Origin of the sequence: Prauserella shujinwangii (assembly GCF_003001955.1) — a bacterium.
In the GTDB taxonomy this organism is placed as follows: Bacteria; Actinomycetota; Actinomycetes; order Mycobacteriales; family Pseudonocardiaceae; genus Qaidamihabitans; species Qaidamihabitans shujinwangii.
This window is the reverse complement of the sequence record NZ_PVNH01000013.1, coordinates 93,765-108,739: the sequence shown is the minus strand read 5'-3', so window position 1 is coordinate 108,739 and position 14,975 is coordinate 93,765. Positions and strand designations below refer to the sequence as shown.

28 protein-coding genes are annotated in these 14,975 nt (G+C 67.7%); all 28 read right to left on the bottom strand.

The annotated features are described in order from the left end of the window. Positions 1-63: 63 nt before the first annotated feature. Positions 64-1,125, bottom strand: a complete 1,062-nt coding sequence (locus B0I33_RS27470; protein ID WP_106181946.1) for a DNA-directed RNA polymerase subunit alpha — start codon at positions 1,123-1,125, stop codon at positions 64-66. Positions 1,126-1,240: 115 nt separating this feature from the next. Next, complete coding sequence (gene rpsD / locus B0I33_RS27465; RefSeq protein WP_106181945.1) at positions 1,241-1,846, bottom strand: 30S ribosomal protein S4; 606 nt, start codon at positions 1,844-1,846, stop codon at positions 1,241-1,243. A 22-nt stretch (positions 1,847-1,868) separates the two neighbouring features. Next, positions 1,869-2,273, bottom strand: coding sequence for a 30S ribosomal protein S11 (rpsK, locus tag B0I33_RS27460; protein WP_106181943.1), 405 nt, complete (start codon positions 2,271-2,273; stop codon positions 1,869-1,871). Between the two features lie 19 nt (positions 2,274-2,292). Beyond that, entirely contained in the window at positions 2,293-2,484 is a 192-nt protein-coding gene (locus B0I33_RS30610) for a hypothetical protein (protein WP_106181941.1), read from the bottom strand. Next, positions 2,481-2,861 carry a 30S ribosomal protein S13 gene (gene rpsM, locus B0I33_RS27450; RefSeq protein WP_106181939.1) on the bottom strand — a complete coding sequence of 127 codons (381 nt, stop codon included), beginning with the start codon at positions 2,859-2,861 and terminating at the stop codon, positions 2,481-2,483. The genes B0I33_RS30610 and rpsM overlap by 4 nt, the downstream gene beginning before the upstream one ends. Before the next feature lie 197 nt (positions 2,862-3,058). Next, entirely contained in the window at positions 3,059-3,172 is a 114-nt protein-coding gene (gene rpmJ / locus B0I33_RS27445) for a 50S ribosomal protein L36 (RefSeq protein ID WP_091673789.1), read from the bottom strand. A 31-nt stretch (positions 3,173-3,203) separates the two neighbouring features. After that, a complete protein-coding gene (infA, locus tag B0I33_RS27440) occupies positions 3,204-3,425 on the bottom strand; it encodes a translation initiation factor IF-1 (protein WP_005443304.1) in 222 nt (73 codons plus the stop codon). 326 nt (positions 3,426-3,751) lie between these two features. Then, a complete protein-coding gene (gene map / locus B0I33_RS27435; RefSeq protein WP_106181938.1) occupies positions 3,752-4,543 on the bottom strand; it encodes a type I methionyl aminopeptidase in 792 nt (263 codons plus the stop codon). Positions 4,544-4,572: 29 nt separating this feature from the next. Next, positions 4,573-5,127, bottom strand: coding sequence for an adenylate kinase (locus B0I33_RS27430; RefSeq protein ID WP_106181936.1), 555 nt, complete (start codon positions 5,125-5,127; stop codon positions 4,573-4,575). After that, the gene (gene secY, locus B0I33_RS27425) at positions 5,124-6,431 is read right to left on the bottom strand and encodes a preprotein translocase subunit SecY (protein WP_106181934.1); all 1,308 of its coding nucleotides are present in this window, start codon (positions 6,429-6,431) and stop codon (positions 5,124-5,126) included. The genes B0I33_RS27430 and secY overlap by 4 nt, the downstream gene beginning before the upstream one ends. Positions 6,432-6,714: 283 nt before the next feature. Next, complete coding sequence (locus B0I33_RS27420) at positions 6,715-7,308, bottom strand: hypothetical protein (protein WP_245901131.1); 594 nt, start codon at positions 7,306-7,308, stop codon at positions 6,715-6,717. A gap of 13 nt (positions 7,309-7,321) precedes the next feature. Continuing rightward, positions 7,322-7,759, bottom strand: a complete 438-nt coding sequence (locus tag B0I33_RS27415) for a beta/gamma crystallin family protein (protein WP_106181933.1) — start codon at positions 7,757-7,759, stop codon at positions 7,322-7,324. A gap of 395 nt (positions 7,760-8,154) precedes the next feature. Further along, a complete protein-coding gene (gene rplO / locus B0I33_RS27410) occupies positions 8,155-8,598 on the bottom strand; it encodes a 50S ribosomal protein L15 (protein ID WP_106181931.1) in 444 nt (147 codons plus the stop codon). Further along, positions 8,598-8,780, bottom strand: a complete 183-nt coding sequence (gene rpmD, locus B0I33_RS27405; RefSeq protein ID WP_106181929.1) for a 50S ribosomal protein L30 — start codon at positions 8,778-8,780, stop codon at positions 8,598-8,600. Before rpmD ends, rplO begins: the two co-directional genes overlap by 1 nt. Before the next feature lies 1 nt (position 8,781). Continuing rightward, positions 8,782-9,414 carry a 30S ribosomal protein S5 gene (rpsE, locus tag B0I33_RS27400; RefSeq protein ID WP_106181928.1) on the bottom strand — a complete coding sequence of 211 codons (633 nt, stop codon included), beginning with the start codon at positions 9,412-9,414 and terminating at the stop codon, positions 8,782-8,784. A gap of 37 nt (positions 9,415-9,451) precedes the next feature. Continuing rightward, entirely contained in the window at positions 9,452-9,850 is a 399-nt protein-coding gene (rplR, locus tag B0I33_RS27395; protein WP_106181926.1) for a 50S ribosomal protein L18, read from the bottom strand. Between the two features lie 2 nt (positions 9,851-9,852). After that, a complete protein-coding gene (gene rplF, locus B0I33_RS27390; protein WP_106181924.1) occupies positions 9,853-10,392 on the bottom strand; it encodes a 50S ribosomal protein L6 in 540 nt (179 codons plus the stop codon). A 17-nt stretch (positions 10,393-10,409) separates the two neighbouring features. Next, positions 10,410-10,808 carry a 30S ribosomal protein S8 gene (rpsH, locus tag B0I33_RS27385; protein WP_106181923.1) on the bottom strand — a complete coding sequence of 133 codons (399 nt, stop codon included), beginning with the start codon at positions 10,806-10,808 and terminating at the stop codon, positions 10,410-10,412. Positions 10,809-10,885: 77 nt separating this feature from the next. Beyond that, positions 10,886-11,071 carry a type Z 30S ribosomal protein S14 gene (locus tag B0I33_RS27380; protein ID WP_106181921.1) on the bottom strand — a complete coding sequence of 62 codons (186 nt, stop codon included), beginning with the start codon at positions 11,069-11,071 and terminating at the stop codon, positions 10,886-10,888. 4 nt (positions 11,072-11,075) lie between these two features. Continuing rightward, complete coding sequence (rplE, locus tag B0I33_RS27375; protein ID WP_106181919.1) at positions 11,076-11,645, bottom strand: 50S ribosomal protein L5; 570 nt, start codon at positions 11,643-11,645, stop codon at positions 11,076-11,078. Beyond that, positions 11,645-11,959 (bottom strand): 50S ribosomal protein L24, encoded by a 315-nt coding sequence (gene rplX, locus B0I33_RS27370; RefSeq protein ID WP_106181918.1) that lies wholly within the window; start codon positions 11,957-11,959, stop codon positions 11,645-11,647. Before rplX ends, rplE begins: the two co-directional genes overlap by 1 nt. Next, positions 11,959-12,327, bottom strand: a complete 369-nt coding sequence (gene rplN / locus B0I33_RS27365) for a 50S ribosomal protein L14 (RefSeq protein WP_106181916.1) — start codon at positions 12,325-12,327, stop codon at positions 11,959-11,961. The genes rplX and rplN overlap by 1 nt, the downstream gene beginning before the upstream one ends. A gap of 76 nt (positions 12,328-12,403) precedes the next feature. Beyond that, a complete protein-coding gene (gene rpsQ, locus B0I33_RS27360; RefSeq protein WP_106181915.1) occupies positions 12,404-12,709 on the bottom strand; it encodes a 30S ribosomal protein S17 in 306 nt (101 codons plus the stop codon). Then, complete coding sequence (gene rpmC / locus B0I33_RS27355; protein ID WP_106181913.1) at positions 12,706-12,954, bottom strand: 50S ribosomal protein L29; 249 nt, start codon at positions 12,952-12,954, stop codon at positions 12,706-12,708. Before rpmC ends, rpsQ begins: the two co-directional genes overlap by 4 nt. Then, entirely contained in the window at positions 12,954-13,373 is a 420-nt protein-coding gene (gene rplP / locus B0I33_RS27350) for a 50S ribosomal protein L16 (protein ID WP_106181911.1), read from the bottom strand. The genes rpmC and rplP overlap by 1 nt, the downstream gene beginning before the upstream one ends. A gap of 3 nt (positions 13,374-13,376) precedes the next feature. Beyond that, positions 13,377-14,237 (bottom strand): 30S ribosomal protein S3, encoded by an 861-nt coding sequence (rpsC, locus tag B0I33_RS27345; protein WP_106181909.1) that lies wholly within the window; start codon positions 14,235-14,237, stop codon positions 13,377-13,379. After that, complete coding sequence (rplV, locus tag B0I33_RS27340) at positions 14,237-14,665, bottom strand: 50S ribosomal protein L22 (RefSeq protein ID WP_106181907.1); 429 nt, start codon at positions 14,663-14,665, stop codon at positions 14,237-14,239. Before rplV ends, rpsC begins: the two co-directional genes overlap by 1 nt. 25 nt (positions 14,666-14,690) lie before the next feature. Next, positions 14,691-14,972, bottom strand: a complete 282-nt coding sequence (rpsS, locus tag B0I33_RS27335) for a 30S ribosomal protein S19 (RefSeq protein ID WP_106181905.1) — start codon at positions 14,970-14,972, stop codon at positions 14,691-14,693. Positions 14,973-14,975 lie beyond the last annotated feature (3 nt).

Below are 14,975 nucleotides of genomic sequence, written 5' to 3'. Positions count from 1 at the left end.
TTACAGCTCCTCAGCCGCAAGACCGGGCGGCCCGCAAGGGATCGCGGGCCACCGTCTCCGGTCCTACAGCTGCTCCGTCTCTGCGTAGTCCTGGCCGTCGTCGTGGCCAGTGTCCGGAGCGGTGTCGACGCTCTCGGACCAACCTTCACCTTCGTAGGTCGCGGCCGCCGTGGTGGGGTCGAACCCGGGCGGGCTGTCCTTGAGCGACAAGCCGAGGCCGACCAGCTTCATCTTGACCTCGTCGATCGACTTGGCGCCGAAGTTGCGGATGTCGAGCAGGTCCGCCTCGCTGCGCGAGACCAGCTCGCCGACCGTGTGGATCCCCTCCCGCTTGAGGCAGTTGTAGGACCGCACGGTCAGGTCGAGGTCCTCGATCGGCATCGCGTAGGCGGCGATCGTGTCCGCCTCCTGCGGCGACGGGCCGATCTCGATGCCCTCGGCGTCGACGTTCAGCTCGCGGGCCAGGCCGAACAGCTCGACCAGGGTCTTGCCCGCCGAGGCGACAGCGTCCCGCGGCGTGATCGACGGCTTGGTCTCCACGTCCAGGATCAGCTTGTCGAAGTCGGTCCGCTGCTCGACACGGGTGGCCTCGACCTTGTAGGTCACCTTGAGCACCGGCGAGTAGATCGAGTCGACCGGGATGCGGCCGATCTCGGCGCCGGCCTGCTTGTTCTGCAGGGCGGGGACGTACCCGCGGCCGCGCTCGACGACGAGCTCGATCTCGAGCTTGCCCTTCCCGTTCAGGGACGCGATGTGCAGGTCCGGGTTGTGCACGGTGACCCCGGCCGGGGGCACGATGTCCGCCGCGGTGACCTCACCGGGCCCCTGCTTGCGCAGGTACATCGTGACCGGCTCGTCCTCCTCGGAGGAGACCACGAGCTCCTTGAGGTTCAGGATGATCTCGGTGACGTCCTCCTTCACCCCCGGCACGGTGGTGAACTCGTGCAGCACGCCGTCGATGCGGATGCTCGTGACGGCGGCACCGGGGATGGACGACAGCAACGTGCGCCGCAGCGAGTTGCCGAGCGTGTACCCGAAACCAGGCTCCAGCGGCTCGATGGTGAACCGGGAGCGAGTCTCGTTGACCGTCTCCTCGCCGAGGGACGGCCGCTGGGAAATCAGCACTTTCTCTTCTTCCTTTCCTGCCGGCGCCCGCCATATGACGCCGATAGGTGTGGCGTGGCGGCGACGCACCTTGAGCGCCGCCGCCGGATCCCTCCTGGCCGGGGCCAGGCGGGGATCACTTCGAGTAGAGCTCCACGATCAGCTGTTCCTGGACCGGGATGTCGATCTGGGCACGCTCGGGCAGCTGGTGCACGAGGATGCGCAGGTTCGAGGGCACGACCTGCAGCCACGCGGGAATCGGACGGTCGCCGAAGGCTTCCTTCGCGGCGACGAACGGCAACATCTGCAGCGACTTGGGTCGCACGTCGATGATGTCGAACTTCGAAACCCGGTAGCTCGGGATGTTCACCTTCTCGCCGTTGACGAGGAAGTGACCGTGGCTGACGAGCTGGCGAGCCTGCCGCCGGGTCCGCGCGATACCCGCGCGGTACACGACGTTGTCGAGCCGCGACTCGAGGATCTGCAGCAGGTTCTCACCGGTCTTGCCGGTCCGCCGGTTCGCCTCCTCGTAGTAGCGCCGGAACTGACGCTCGAGGACGCCGTAGGTGTAGCGCGCCTTCTGCTTCTCCTGCAGCTGCAGCAGGTACTCGCTCTCCTTGATCCGGCCGCGGCCGTGCTGGCCGGGCGGATAGGGGCGACGCTCGAACGCCTGGTCGCCGCCGATGAGGTCGACCTTGAGGCGCCGCGAGATACGGGTTGCGGGGCCGGTGTAACGAGCCATGTGTCCTGATCCTCCCCGTTCCTCAGACCCGGCGCCGCTTGGGCGGGCGGCAGCCGTTGTGGGGCTGCGGGGTCACGTCCTGGATGGTGCCGACCTCGAGGCCAGCCGCCTGCAGCGAGCGGATCGCCGTCTCCCGGCCGGAGCCGGGGCCCTTGACGAACACGTCGACCTTCTTCATGCCGTGCTCGGCGGCCTTGCGGGCGGCGCTCTCGGCGGCCATCTGGGCGGCGAACGGCGTGGACTTGCGGGAGCCCTTGAAGCCGACGTGCCCGGACGAGGCCCAGGAGATCACCGCGCCGTTCGGGTCGGTGATGGAGACGATGGTGTTGTTGAACGTGCTCTTGATGTGGGCGTGCCCGTGAGCGACGTTCTTCTTCTCCTTGCGCCGGACCTTCTTGGTTCCGGCGGTACGGGACTTGGGTGGCATGGGTGGGTGTTTCTCCTCGTTAGCGCGAGTTCTGGCGATGGGCTGCAGCGGCCTCCCGCTGCCCCTGCCGGATCAGCGAACCGGCGTCGGTGTACAGCTGGCGCAGCGCCATCGGGCGGGCGTAGAGCGCCTTCGGCGATACGCACGAGGCGGTGCCGCGACGCTGCACGCCCCCGGCTGCGCGTACGACCTTCCTGCCTCGGACGCTCACTTCTTACCCGCCTTCTTCTTGCCGGCGACCGTCTTCTTCGGACCCTTGCGGGTGCGGGCGTTCGTCTTGGTGCGCTGCCCACGGACGGGAAGTCCGCGGCGCCACCGGAGGCCCTCGTAGCACCCGATCTCGATCTTCCGACGGATGTCGGCATTCACCTCGCGGCGGAGGTCACCCTCGACCTTGAAGTTCTCTTCGATGTAGTCCCGCAGCCGCACCAGGTCGTCGTCGCTGAGGTCCTTCACGCGGGTGTCCGCGTTCAGTTCCGTGGCGGCGATCATCTCCTTGGAGCGGGTACGGCCGATGCCGTAGATGTAGGTCAGCGCGATCTCCAGCCGCTTCTCGCGGGGGAGGTCGACGCCGGCGAGTCGTGCCATGGCGCTCGTGCTCCTTCTTCAGTCGTCTCTCCAGGTCTGCTCCCCGTCCGTCCCGGGACCGACTCGCTGTCGTCCACCCGCTCTCACGGGCGGTGTCCCGGCCCCGGCCTGGAGCCCGGGGGTGCACCGGGCCGTCGGACGGCCCGGCAGGTGCGGGGAGGTTATTGAGGTGTCAACACTCCGACGAGTGCCGGTGATCAGCCCTGCCGCTGCTTGTGGCGCAGGTTGTCGCAGATCACCATGATGCGCCCGTGCCGACGGACGATCTGGCACTTGTCGCAGATCTTCTTGACGCTCGGCTGAACCTTCACGTCTCCTGCTCTCCTGCTCGGCTCACCGTGATCACTTGTAGCGGTAGACGATGCGACCACGGGACAAGTCGTACGGTGACAGCTCCACCACGACCCTGTCCTCTGGCAGGATGCGGATGTAGTGCTGCCTCATCTTGCCGCTGATGTGTGCAAGGACCTTGTGGCCGTTCTCCAACTCGACGCGAAACATCGCGTTGGGAAGCGGCTCGATCACGCGGCCTTCGACCTCGATGGCCCCGTCCTTCTTCGCCATGTCCTCCGCGTTTCGTGATTGGTTGAGCGGTGAGTGCTTTGCCTGGATGATGTCGGCACACACGTCACCCCGACTCCAATGCCCCAGAGATACACAAGCGCGATGGAATCGACGTGATGGGCACGCCGACTAGACAGTGTACGCACCCCGTGTCGCGGGCCCCAAACGGGGTCCGATTGTGGTAGGCGTCACTCTCGGTGATTTGATTTGGTCCCGCCGTCACCCCGCGCCCACACCCGGGTGAGCCACTGCCGACGGCGCGTTCTGCGGGCTGAATGTGCTCGTCCGGCGGGCACCGGAGCGCGTTTTGCGGGCTAAAGGCGGCGTCAGGGGGTCTCGGGGGCGGTCAGAACCCAGGGGCCGCTGTCGGTGACGGCTACGGTGTGCTCCCAGTGCGCGGATCGGGAACCGTCAGCGGTGACCACCGTCCAGCCGTCCTCCAGCTCCACCGTCTCACCCGTTCCGGTGGTGAGCATGGGCTCGATGGCGAGCGCCATCCCGGTGCGCAGACGCGGGCCCCGTCCCGGCTTGCCGACGTTCGGCAGGAACGGGTCCATGTGCATCTGCCTGCCGATGCCGTGCCCGCCGTACTCCGCGACCATGCCGTACTCGACACCGGCCTCCGCCGCGGCACGCTCCGCCGCGGTCTGGATCGCGTACGAGATGTCGGTGAGCCTGGCCCCCGCCACCACGGCCCGGACACCCGCCCACATGGCGGCCTTCGTGGCCTCGGACAGCGCGTGATCGGTGTCCGCCACCGCACCGATCTCGAGGGTGACCGCCGAGTCGCCGTGCCAGCCGTGCAGGATCGCACCGCAGTCCACGGAGATCAGGTCACCCTCCCCGAGCTTCAGCTCACCTGACGGGATGCCGTGCACTATCTGCTCGTTGACCGAGGCGCAGATCGACGCGGGAAATCCGTGATAGCCCTTGAACGAAGGCACCGCGCCCGCGTCCCGGATGGTCTGCTCGGCCACCTCGTCGAGCTCAGCCGTCGACACGCCCGGGCGGGCGGCGTCCGCGACCGCGGTGAGCGCGCCGGCCACCACCAGGCCCGCCTCGCGCATCGCCTCCAGCTCGCCCGGAGTCTTGACCTCGATCCGCCGTCCCCGGCTCATCCGCCGCAGAACGCTCCCCACCCGTGATGTCACTGCTTGATGCGCAGGGCGTCCAGGACCCTCGTCGAGATCTCGTCGACGCTGCCGACGCCGTCCACGGTCACGAGGATGTCGGCGTAGTACTCCAGCAGCGGGGCGGTCTCCGACCGGTAGACCTGCTGCCTGCGCCGGATGACGTCCTCGGTGTCGTCCGAGCGCCCCCGGGAGAGCAGCCGGTCGACGAGCACGTCCTCCGGCACCTGCAACTCGATCACCGCGTCGAGCGCGGTGTCGTTCTCGGCCAGCATCTCGCCGAGCACCTCGGCCTGTTTCGTGTTGCGCGGGAAGCCGTCGAGCAGGAAACCGCGCTTGGCGTCCGGCTCCGCCAGCCGCTCCCGCACCATCTCGTTGGTCACCGAGTCGGGCACGAGGTCGCCCGAGTCCAGGTACCGCTTCGCTTCCTGCCCGAGCGGAGTCTCCTCGCCCACGTGCTTGCGGAACAGGTCACCGGTGGAGATGTGCGGGACGCCGAGACGCTCGGAGAGCGCCGCGGCCTGCGTGCCCTTTCCCGCACCTGGCGGACCGACCAGAACGACGCGTGTCATCGGAGGAACCCTTCGTAGTTGCGCTGCATGAGCTGGCTTTCGATCTGCTTCACGGTGTCGAGGCCGACACCGACCATGATCAGCACAGCTGTGCCGCCGAATGGGAAGTTCTGGTTCGCTCCCTGCTGGGTCACGGACAGGAAGAAGTTGGGCAGGATCGCCACGATGCCCAGGTAGATGGAACCCGGGAAGGTGATGCGGTTGAGTACGAAGCCCAGGTACTCGGCGGTGGGCCTGCCCGGCCGGATGCCCGGGATGAACCCGCCGAACTTCTTCATCTCCTCAGCGCGGTCGTCCACGTTGAAGGTGATCGTGATGTAGAAGTACGTGAAGAAGATGATCAACGCGAAGTACAGCAGGATGTGCACCCAGCTGGACTGGTCGACCAGGTAGGTCTGCAGGAACCGCTGCCACGCGGAGGCCTCGTTGGGGTCGCCGATGAGCCTGCCGAGCAGGTCGGGCAGGTACAGCAGCGACGAGGCGAAGATGACCGGGATGACACCGGCCTGGTTGACCTTGATCGGCAGGTAGGTCGAGGTGCCGCCGTACATCCGGCGGCCGACCATGCGCTTGGCGTACTGGACGGGGATCCGGCGCTGTCCCTGCTCGACGAAGATGACGCTCGCGATGATCGCCAGGCCGAGCACGCACACGAAGGCGAAGATCATGCCGCCCTCGTTGTTCAGGATGTTGGCGCCCTCGACCGGGATGCGGGAGGCGATGTTCAGGAAGATCAGCACGGACATGCCGTTGCCGACGCCGCGCTCGGTGATCAGCTCACCCATCCACATCATGACCGCGGTGCCCGCGGTCATCGTGAGGACGATGATGGCCAGGGAGTACACCGAGTTGTCCGGGAGGACCGGCTGGCTGCAGTCACCGAACAGCGCGCCGCGGTCCGCGAGCGCGACCACGCCGGTGGCCTGGAGGATCGCCAGCGCGATCGTCAGGTACCGCGTGTACTGGGTGAGCTTGCCCTGTCCGGCCTGCCCCTCCTTCTTGAGCTCCTCGAACCGAGGAATCACCACGGTGAGCAGCTGAACGATGATGCTGGCCGTGATGTAGGGCATGATGCCGGTCGCGAACACCGACAGCTGTAGGAGAGCACCACCGCTGAACAGGTTCAGCAAGCCGTAGATGCCCTGCTGGTCGATCTCCGCTTGGCAGGCCTGCACATTGGGATAGGAGACCCCGGGCGCCGGCGTGACCGCACCGAGCCGGTAGACGGCCACGATCATCAGCGTGAACAGGATCTTCTTGCGCAGGTCCGGCGTCGCGAGAGCCGAGCGGAAGGCGCTGAGCACGCGGGGGACCTCCTCGGCGTCGTCGGTGATCAGCCGACGATCGGCTTGGCCGGCACGGTGACCGGCGGGAACACACTGTCGCTGGCGGGCAAGCCAGGAACGCTTCGGGGCAGACGTGTCCCGAAGCGTGCAGCCGACTCTAACAGCCCCGCATCGGCCGCCTGCACGTAGTGCGCATTTCGCATGCGACTTCCCGGTTCGTGGGGGCCAGCGGGGCGCGTTTTGCCCGCAGAACGCGCCCGGCCGGGAGGTGGCGAGGCGCGTTCCGCGGGCAGAACGCGGTTCAGCAGCGCGGGTCGGTCTCCTCGACCTTGACGTCCCAAGCCGGCTGGCTGGCCGGGCCGTCGACGACCACGTCGTGCACGTACCAGTAGTAGTGGCCGTAGTACGGATCGCCGAAGTGCATCTCGTAGGTGCCGCGCACCTTCTGGCGCATCGGTGCCGCAAAGATGTCCACGGCCTGGTAGGGCCCCAGCTCGTGGCGGATCTCGTCGGCCTTCGTGGTGGTCCAGCTCCATTCCTGGCTGAAGCTCACCTCGTAGCTGGTCTCGAAGATCTCGCCGAGGGTCGCCCCGGCACTGATGGTCACGCCGACCGAGTTCGTGGTGGTCTGCGACGACTCCCAGCGGATGACTCTGGTCGAGGTGCCCGCCGAACAGTTCCGCGCGCCTCCGGCCAGCTCGTACGACCCGCGGTAGACCTCGGGCGGGCCGGCCGGGTGGAACTCGCACAGGTCCGTCCTGCCCTGCTCGCACTGTTCGAGCAGCTGGCGGATGGTCGGCCCTTCCTCAGCGTTCGCGACACCGGGCGCGAGCAGCCCGCCCAGCATCGCCGCCGCCGCGGTGAGTACCGCCGTCGTTCGCTTGGCACGTCCCATGTCGATCATCCCCTCAGCTGAGTCCCACGGTCACGGTGCGGTCGTTGATGTAGTCGCCGACGTACGAGTGGTTGTCCTTGTACGGCCCGGCGCGGTCGCCGGACGAGGGGTAGAGCCAAAGCCAGCAGGTGGACCACGCCTGTACCGACGAGATCCGGTCCTGCCAGTAGTCGCTGAGGTCGAGCCAGAAGTCGACCTTGCCGTTCTTGGGGCAGGGCTCGGGGACGGTGATGGTCAGCGAGGACCCGCCGTAGTTCTCGTCCTCGAACACCGTGGCTCCGATGATCTCGCCCTGCACACGCAGGAAGTCCCGGCCCTGCGGTCGCGTCCCTGCCTGCGACTTCGCCTCGGCGAGCGTGTCGTGGCAGGTGTACTCATGCGCCGAGACCGAGTACACACAGTGCTGACCCGGTTGCGCGGCGCTCGCGGCCGACGTGCCGGCCAGCGTCAACGCGACCGCACCGGCAGCGGCCGCGAACGCGGAAACGACGCGTCTCCCGCGTCGCTGAGAGCCTGTGTTGACCGTTGTCATCTCGATGTCCTCCCCACGGGCGAAGCCCGATACGGAATCGGTTCAGCTGACGTCCCGACTGTCCCGAGAGCTCGGCCAAGGGGTCTAGACCAAACTGTGGAGTAACCGACGAAGGTCTCCCCACCGCGCGACGATCGAACGCCGCCGGCCGGGTGAACCGGGCCCCGGCCGCGGCTGCCCCGTCGACCGCGTTCTGCGGGCAGAATGCGGCGCCCGGGGCGCGTTTTGCCGGCAGAACGCGCCCGCCGGGCGCACGAAAACGGCCCGCCGGTTCCGTGCGGAACCGGCGGGCCGTTTCGTTGGGGCGGGTGGGCTCAGACCGTGGTGGCGGAGCCACCGGCGGCTTCGAGCTTCTCCTTCGCCGAGTTGGAGAACGCGTCGGCGGTGACGTCCAGCTTCACGCCGTCCACGTCGCCGTTGCCGAGCACCTTCACGAGCTTGCCCTTGCGGACCAGGCCGCGAGCGGCCAGCTCTTCCTTGCCGACCTTGCCGCCGTCGGCGAAGACGCGCGCGATGTCGCCCACGTTCACCGGCTGGTACTCGGTGCGGAACCGGTTCTTGAAGCCACGCAGCTTCGGCAGCCGCATGTGGATGGGCATCTGCCCACCCTCGAAACCGGCGGGCACGTTCTTGCGCGCCTTGGTGCCCTTGGTACCGCGGCCCGCGGTCTTGCCCTTCGAGCCCTCACCGCGGCCGACCCGGATCTTCTCGGTCTTCGCACCGGGCGCGGGCCGCAGGTGGTGGATCTTGATGGCCATTACTTGACCTCCTCCACTGCCACCAGGTGCCGGACGGTGTGGATGAGGCCCCGCACCTGCGGCGTGTCCTCACGCACGACCGACTGCCGGATCTTGCGCAGCCCGAGGGTCCGCAGCGAGTCCCGGTGGTTCTGCTTCGTACCGATCGTGCTCTTGATCTGGGTGACCTTCAGCTGAGCCATCTCAGACCCCCTGCCCCGCACGCATGCGCAGCATCCGGGCCGGAGCCACGTCCTCGAGCGGCAGGCCACGGCGCGCCGCGACCTCCTCGGGACGCTGCAGCTCCTTCAGGGCCGCCACGGTCGCGTGCACGATGTTGATCGCGTTGTCGCTGCCGAGCGACTTCGACAGCACGTCGTGCACACCGGCACATTCCAGCACGGCACGCACCGGGCCACCGGCGATGACACCGGTACCGGGGCTGGCCGGACGCAGCAGCACGACACCGGCGGCCGCCTCGCCCTGCACGGGGTGCGGGATGGTGCCCGCGATGCGAGGCACGCGGAAGAAGTTCTTCTTCGCCTCCTCGACACCCTTGGCGATCGCCGCGGGAACTTCCTTCGCCTTGCCGTAGCCGACGCCGACCTGACCGTCGCCGTCCCCGACGACGACCAGCGCCGTGAAGCTGAAGCGACGACCACCCTTGACGACCTTGGCCACGCGGTTGATCGCTACGACGCGCTCGAGGTGCGGGGTCTTGTCCTGGGCCGCCCCGCCACGGCCACCGTCACGACGGTCCCTGCGGTCCCGGCCGCCACCGCGCTCGCGGTCGCCGGGTCCGCCCTGGCCGCCGGATTGCCGCGTACGTCCCGGCATCAGGCGTTCCTTCCGTTCTCGAGAATGTGCATGATCACTAGAACTCCAACCCGCCCTCGCGAGCGGCGTCGGCCAGCGCCGCGATCCGGCCGTGGTAGGCGTTGCCACCCCGGTCGAACACCGCGCTGGAGATGCCCGCGTTCTTGGCGCGGGCGGCGATCAACTCGCCGACCTTGGCGGCCTTCGCCTTCTTGTCGCCCTCGACGGCCTGCACGTCCGCCTCGAGGGTGGACGCCGCGGCGAGGGTGTGCCCCGCGATGTCGTCGATCAGCTGCACGTGCATGTGCCGGCTGGACCGCTTGACCGAGAGCCGGGGCCGCTCCGCGGTTCCGCTGATCTTCTTGCGCAGCCGGAAGTGCCGACGGGTCTTCGCGACCCGACGGCGGGTCGAGATGTCCTTGCCGACCGGCTTGCGCTTGGTCACGGTTTCGCTCATGATCACTTACCCGTCTTTCCGACCTTGCGGCGGATGCGCTCACCCTCGTAGCGCAGGCCCTTGCCCTTGTAGGGGTCGGGACGCCGCAGCTTGCGGATGACCGCGGCCGTCTGGCCGACCTTCTGCTTGTCGATGCCGGTCACCGAGAACTTCGTCGGGCTCTCGACCTTGAAGGTGATGCCCTCCGGCGCCTTGATCGTCACCGGGTGGCTGTAGCCGAGGGCGAACTCGAGGTCCTGCCCCTTGGCCTGGACGCGGTAGCCGACGCCGTGGATCTCCATCCGCTTCTCGTAGCCGTCGGTGACGCCCACGACGAGGTTGTTCACCAACGTCCGGCTCAGCCCGTGCAGCGCACGGCTCTCCCGCTCGTCGTCCGGCCGCTTGACCAGGATGGAGCCGTCCTCGTCCTGCTCGACCGTGATCGGCTCGGCGACGGTGTGCTCGAGGGTGCCCTTCGGTCCCTTGACCGAGACGTGCTGGCCGTTGATGGTCACCTCGACCCCGGAGGGGACGGCGATCGGCTGCTTTCCGATGCGAGACATGCTCTGGTCCCCCTTCCTCACCAAACGTAGGCGAGGACTTCGCCGCCCACGCCGTTGCGCTTGCACTGCCGGTCGGTCTGCAGGCCGGACGACGTCGAGATGATCGCGACGCCGAGTCCACCGAGGACGTTCGGCAGGTTGGTCGATTTCGCGTACACCCGAAGGCCCGGCTTCGACACCCGGCGCAGGCCGGCGATGCTGCGCTCGCGGTTCGGGCCGTACTTCAGCTGGACGACGAGGTTCTTGTGCTTCTCGCCGGGCTCGTCGCGGTAGTCCGAGATGTAGCCCTCGCGCTTGAGGATCTCGGCGATGTTCGCCTTGATCTTCGAGTGCGGCAGCACGACCTCGTCGTGGTACGCCGAGTTCGCGTTACGCAGACGCGTCAGGAAGTCTGCGATCGGGTCGGTCATCGTCATGGTGACCTGTCAACCTTTCTCACCCCGGTTCCCCGCCTTCCGGCGGGGCCTGTGGCGAAGTAGGAAATACGGAAGCCTTACCAGCTGGACTTGCTGACGCCGGGCAGCTGGCCCGCGTGGGCCATCTCGCGCAGGCAGATCCGGCAGAGCCCGAACTTGCGGAAGACCGAGTGCGGCCTGCCGCAACGCTGGCAGCGGGTGTAGGCGCGCACCTTGAACTTAGGCTTGCGGGCGGCCTTGGCGATCAGTGCTTTCTTGGCCATCGGCTCAGTTCTCCTTGAACGGGAAGCCGAGCTTGCGAAGCAGCGCACGGCCCTCGTCGTCGGTAATGGCGGTGGTGACAACCGTGACGTCCATGCCGCGCGGGCGGTCGATGGAGTCCGGGTTGATCTCGTGGAACATCGACTGCTCGGTCAGGCCGAACGTGTAGTTCCCCTTGCCGTCGAACTGCTTGGCCGACAGCCCGCGGAAGTCCCGGATACGCGGCAGCGCGATGGTCAGCAGCCGGTCGAGGAACTCCCACATGCGGTCGCCGCGCAGCGTGACCCGCGCGCCGATGGGCTGGCCCTCGCGCAGCTTGAACTGCGCGATGGACTTGCGGGCCCGGCGCACCTCGGGCTTCTGCCCGGTGATGGTGGCCAGGTCGCGGACCGCGCCTTCGATGAGCTTGCTGTCGCGGGCGGCGTCGCCGACGCCCATGTTCACGACGACCTTCACCACGCCCGGGATCTGGTGCGGGTTGGTGTAGCCGAACTCCTCGCGGAGCTGGCCCTTGATCTCGTCGCGGTACCGGGCGCGCAACCGCGGGGTCGGGTACGTCTTCTCTGCGGTGGTCATCAGATGTCCTTGCCGGTCCTACGCGAGATACGAACCTTCTTGCCGTCCTCGCCGATGCGGTACCCCACCCGGGTGGGCTTGCCGTCGGAGTCGACGACCATCACGTTCGAGACGTGGATGGGCGCCTCCTGCGTGACGATGCCGCCGGACTGCGCACCACGCTGCGTCTGCGTGATCCGCGTGTGCTTCTTGATCCGGTTGACACCCTCGACGAGCACGCGCTGACGCTCCGGGTAGGCCTGGATGACCTTGCCCTTGGCGCCCTTGTCCTTGCCGGCGATGACGAGGACCGTGTCCCCCTTCTTCACCTTCATCACAACACCTCCGGCGCGAGCGAAATGATCTTCATGAACTTCCGATCGCGCAGCTCGCGGCCAACCGGCCCGAAGATGCGGGTGCCTCGCGGCTCGTTGTCGTTCTTGATGAGCACCGCGGCGTTCTCGTCGAAGCGGATGTAGGAGCCGTCAGCGCGACGCTTCTCCTTCACCGTGCGGACGATGACGGCCTTGACCACGTCACCACGCTTGACGTTGGCGCCCGGGATGGCGTCCTTGACGGTAGCGACGATGATGTCGCCGATGCCCGCGTAGCGCCGCCCCGAGCCACCGAGCACGCGGATGGTCAGGATCTCCTTGGCACCCGTGTTGTCGGCGACTCGTAGTCGCGACTCCTGCTGGATCACGTCAACTCCTGTATGTCGCGCCGGTTCTCGGCGTCTTCCGAGCCTGGCGGAACGAAAGGGACCCGAGGGCCCCTGATTACTTGGCCTTCTCCACGATCCGCACCAGGCGCCAGCGCTTGGTGGCGGACAGCGGCCTGGTCTCCATGAGGATCACGCGGTCGCCGACACCGGCCGCGTTCTGCTCGTCGTGGACCTTCACCTTCTTGGTGGAGCGCACGACCTTGCCGTACAGCGGGTGCTTCTTCCGGTCCTCGAGGACGACCACGACGGTCTTGTCCATCTTGTCCGAGACGACGTAGCCCTCCCGGACCTTCCGGTAGTTCCGGCCGGCATCGACCTTCTGCACCGGCGTCTTGGCGAGCTCCTCAGCCTTCTCGCTCATGCCGCACCTTCACTTTCCGAGTCCTGCGGGGCGACCGACAGCCCGAGCTCGCGCTCGCGCATCACGGTGTAGATCCGCGCGATGTCCGAACGGACCGTGCGCAGCCTGCGGTTGTTGTCAAGCTGCCCGGTGGCCATCTGGAAGCGCAGGTTGAACAGCTCCTCCTTGGCCTCGCGCAGCCGCAGCACGAGCTCGTCCGCGGCGAGCTCACGGAGTTCCGATGCGGAAACGCCTGCCTTCGCCATCAGAACTCACTCCCTTCCCGGGTCACGATCCGGCACTTCATCGGGAGCTTGTGGATCGCGCGGCGCAGCGCCTCGCGAGCCACCGCCTCGTTGGGGAAGCTCATCTCGAACATCACCCGGCCGGGCTTGACGTTGGCGACCCACCACTCGGGCGAGCCCTTACCGGAACCCATGCGGGTCTCCGCGGGCTTCTTGGTGAGCGGGCGGTCCGGGAAGATGTTGATCCAGATCTTCCCGCCACGCTTGATGTGCCGGGTCATGGCGATACGAGCGGACTCGATCTGCCGGTTGGTCACGTAGCTGTGCTCAAGCGCCTGGATGCCGTACTCACCGAAGTTGACCTTCGTGCCGCCCTTCGCGGCGCCGGAACGATTCGGCGAGTGCTGCTTGCGGTGCTTGACCTTGCGTGGGATGAGCACGCGTCAGCCCTCCGTCTTCTCTGCCGCGTCCGGAGCGGCCGTCTGCGGCGCCTGCTTGCTGGCGACGTCGGTGTCGGACTGCGCGCCGCCCTGCGACGCCGCGGCAGCCCGGCCCGCCTCGGTGGACGTGGGCGTGGTGCCGGAAGCACCGGAACGGCGGGGCCGCGAGGGGCGCTCGCGACGCGGCGCGCGCTCGGCGGCCGCGGCGGCGTCCCGCGCCTCCTTGGCCTTCAGGCCACCGACCAGGTCGCCCTTGTAGATCCACACCTTCACGCCGATCCGGCCGAACGTCGTCTTGGCCTCGAAGAAGCCGTAGTCGATGTCGGCGCGCAGCGTGTGCAGCGGGACCCGGCCGTCGCGGTAGTGCTCCGAACGCGACATCTCGGCACCGCCGAGGCGGCCGCTGCACTGCACGCGGATGCCCTTGACCTGCGGCGAGCGCATGGACGTCTGGATCGCCTTGCGCATGGCACGGCGGAACGCCACCCGGTTGGACAGCTGCTCGGCGACGCCCTGAGCCACGAGCTGGGCGTCGGCCTCGGGGTTCTTCACCTCGAGGATGTTCAGCTGCACCTGCTTGCCGGTCAGCTTCTCCAGCGCGCCGCGGATCCGGTCGGCCTCCGCGCCGCGACGGCCGATGACGATGCCCGGCCGGGCGGTGTGGATGTCGACGCGGACCCGGTCACGGGTGCGCTCGATCTCGACCTTGGAGATGCCGGCGCGCTCCATGCCGGTCGACAGCAGCTTGCGGATCTTCACGTCCTCCGCGACGTACTCCGCGTACTGCTTGTCGGCGTACCAGCGGGACTTCCAGTCCGTGGTGATCCCGAGCCGGAAGCCGTGCGGGTTGATCTTCTGGCCCACTACCGGCCACCTGCCTTCTTCTTACCGCTCTTCTTCGCCTTGGACTCGGCCTGCGCCGGACGAGACTCCAGCTCGACCGTGATGTGGCTCGTGCGCTTGCGGATCCGGTAGGCGCGTCCCTGCGCGCGGGGCCGGATGCGCTTGAGCGTGGGACCCTCGTCCGCGTAGGCGTTGCGCACCCACAGCGTGTCGGGGTCGAGGTCGAGGTTGTTCTCGGCGTTGGCCATGGCGCTGGCGACCACCTTCGCCAGCTGGTAGCTGGCGGCCTGCGGTGCGAACCGGAGCACGGCCAGCGCCTCGTTGGCGTTGCGGCCCTTGATCAGCTCGATCACCCGGCGCACCTTGGTCGGCGAGTCCCGGACGAAGCGAGCCCGCGCCACGGCGACGGGCAGCGCTTCTGCCGTCGCGGCGTCGTTCTGGGCGTTCATCGCTTGCTTCCTTTTCTGTACCCGCTCAGCGGCGGCGCGACTTACGGTCGTCCTTGATGTGGCCCTTGAAGGTCCTCGTCGGGGCGAACTCGCCCAGCTTGTGACCCACCATCGCCTCGGTGACGAACACCGGGACGTGCTTGCGGCCGTCGTGCACCGCGATCGTGTGCCCGAGGAAGTCGGGAAGGATCGTGGAGCGGCGGGACCAGGTCTTGATCACCGTCTTCTTGCCCGACTCGTTGAGCGCGTCCACCTTCTTGAGCAGGTGGTCGTCCACGAACGGGCCCTTTTTCAGGCTACGCGGCATGTT

Coding starts and splice junctions, on each gene's coding strand:
- rpsE (WP_106181928.1), bottom strand. CDS start 9,414: ATGCCGGGACGTACGCGGCAATCCGGCGGCCAGGGCGGACCCGGCGAC.
- rpsQ (WP_106181915.1), bottom strand. CDS start 12,709: ATGAGCGAGAAGGCTGAGGAGCTCGCCAAGACGCCGGTGCAGAAGGTC.
- B0I33_RS27430 (WP_106181936.1), bottom strand. CDS start 5,127: ATGACACGCGTCGTTCTGGTCGGTCCGCCAGGTGCGGGAAAGGGCACG.
- rplF (WP_106181924.1), bottom strand. CDS start 10,392: ATGTCTCGCATCGGAAAGCAGCCGATCGCCGTCCCCTCCGGGGTCGAG.
- map (WP_106181938.1), bottom strand. CDS start 4,543: ATGAGCCGGGGACGGCGGATCGAGGTCAAGACTCCGGGCGAGCTGGAG.
- rpsH (WP_106181923.1), bottom strand. CDS start 10,808: ATGACGATGACCGACCCGATCGCAGACTTCCTGACGCGTCTGCGTAAC.
- rpmD (WP_106181929.1), bottom strand. CDS start 8,780: ATGGCTCAGCTGAAGGTCACCCAGATCAAGAGCACGATCGGTACGAAG.
- rplE (WP_106181919.1), bottom strand. CDS start 11,645: ATGACCACCGCAGAGAAGACGTACCCGACCCCGCGGTTGCGCGCCCGG.
- rplV (WP_106181907.1), bottom strand. CDS start 14,665: ATGAACGCCCAGAACGACGCCGCGACGGCAGAAGCGCTGCCCGTCGCC.
- B0I33_RS27420 (WP_245901131.1), bottom strand. CDS start 7,308: ATGGGACGTGCCAAGCGAACGACGGCGGTACTCACCGCGGCGGCGGCG.
- rpsS (WP_106181905.1), bottom strand. CDS start 14,972: ATGCCGCGTAGCCTGAAAAAGGGCCCGTTCGTGGACGACCACCTGCTC.
- rplR (WP_106181926.1), bottom strand. CDS start 9,850: ATGAGCGAAACCGTGACCAAGCGCAAGCCGGTCGGCAAGGACATCTCG.
- B0I33_RS27380 (WP_106181921.1), bottom strand. CDS start 11,071: ATGGCCAAGAAAGCACTGATCGCCAAGGCCGCCCGCAAGCCTAAGTTC.
- rpsD (WP_106181945.1), bottom strand. CDS start 1,846: ATGGCTCGTTACACCGGCCCCGCAACCCGTATCTCGCGGCGCCTCAAG.
- rpsK (WP_106181943.1), bottom strand. CDS start 2,273: ATGCCACCCAAGTCCCGTACCGCCGGAACCAAGAAGGTCCGGCGCAAG.
- infA (WP_005443304.1), bottom strand. CDS start 3,425: ATGGCGAAGAAGGACGGGGCCATCGAGGTCGAAGGCCGCGTGATCGAG.
- rpsM (WP_106181939.1), bottom strand. CDS start 2,861: ATGGCACGACTCGCCGGCGTCGACCTCCCCCGCGAGAAGCGGCTGGAG.
- rplX (WP_106181918.1), bottom strand. CDS start 11,959: ATGAAGGTGAAGAAGGGGGACACGGTCCTCGTCATCGCCGGCAAGGAC.
- rpmC (WP_106181913.1), bottom strand. CDS start 12,954: ATGGCGAAGGCAGGCGTTTCCGCATCGGAACTCCGTGAGCTCGCCGCG.
- rplO (WP_106181931.1), bottom strand. CDS start 8,598: ATGGCCATCAAGATCCACCACCTGCGGCCCGCGCCCGGTGCGAAGACC.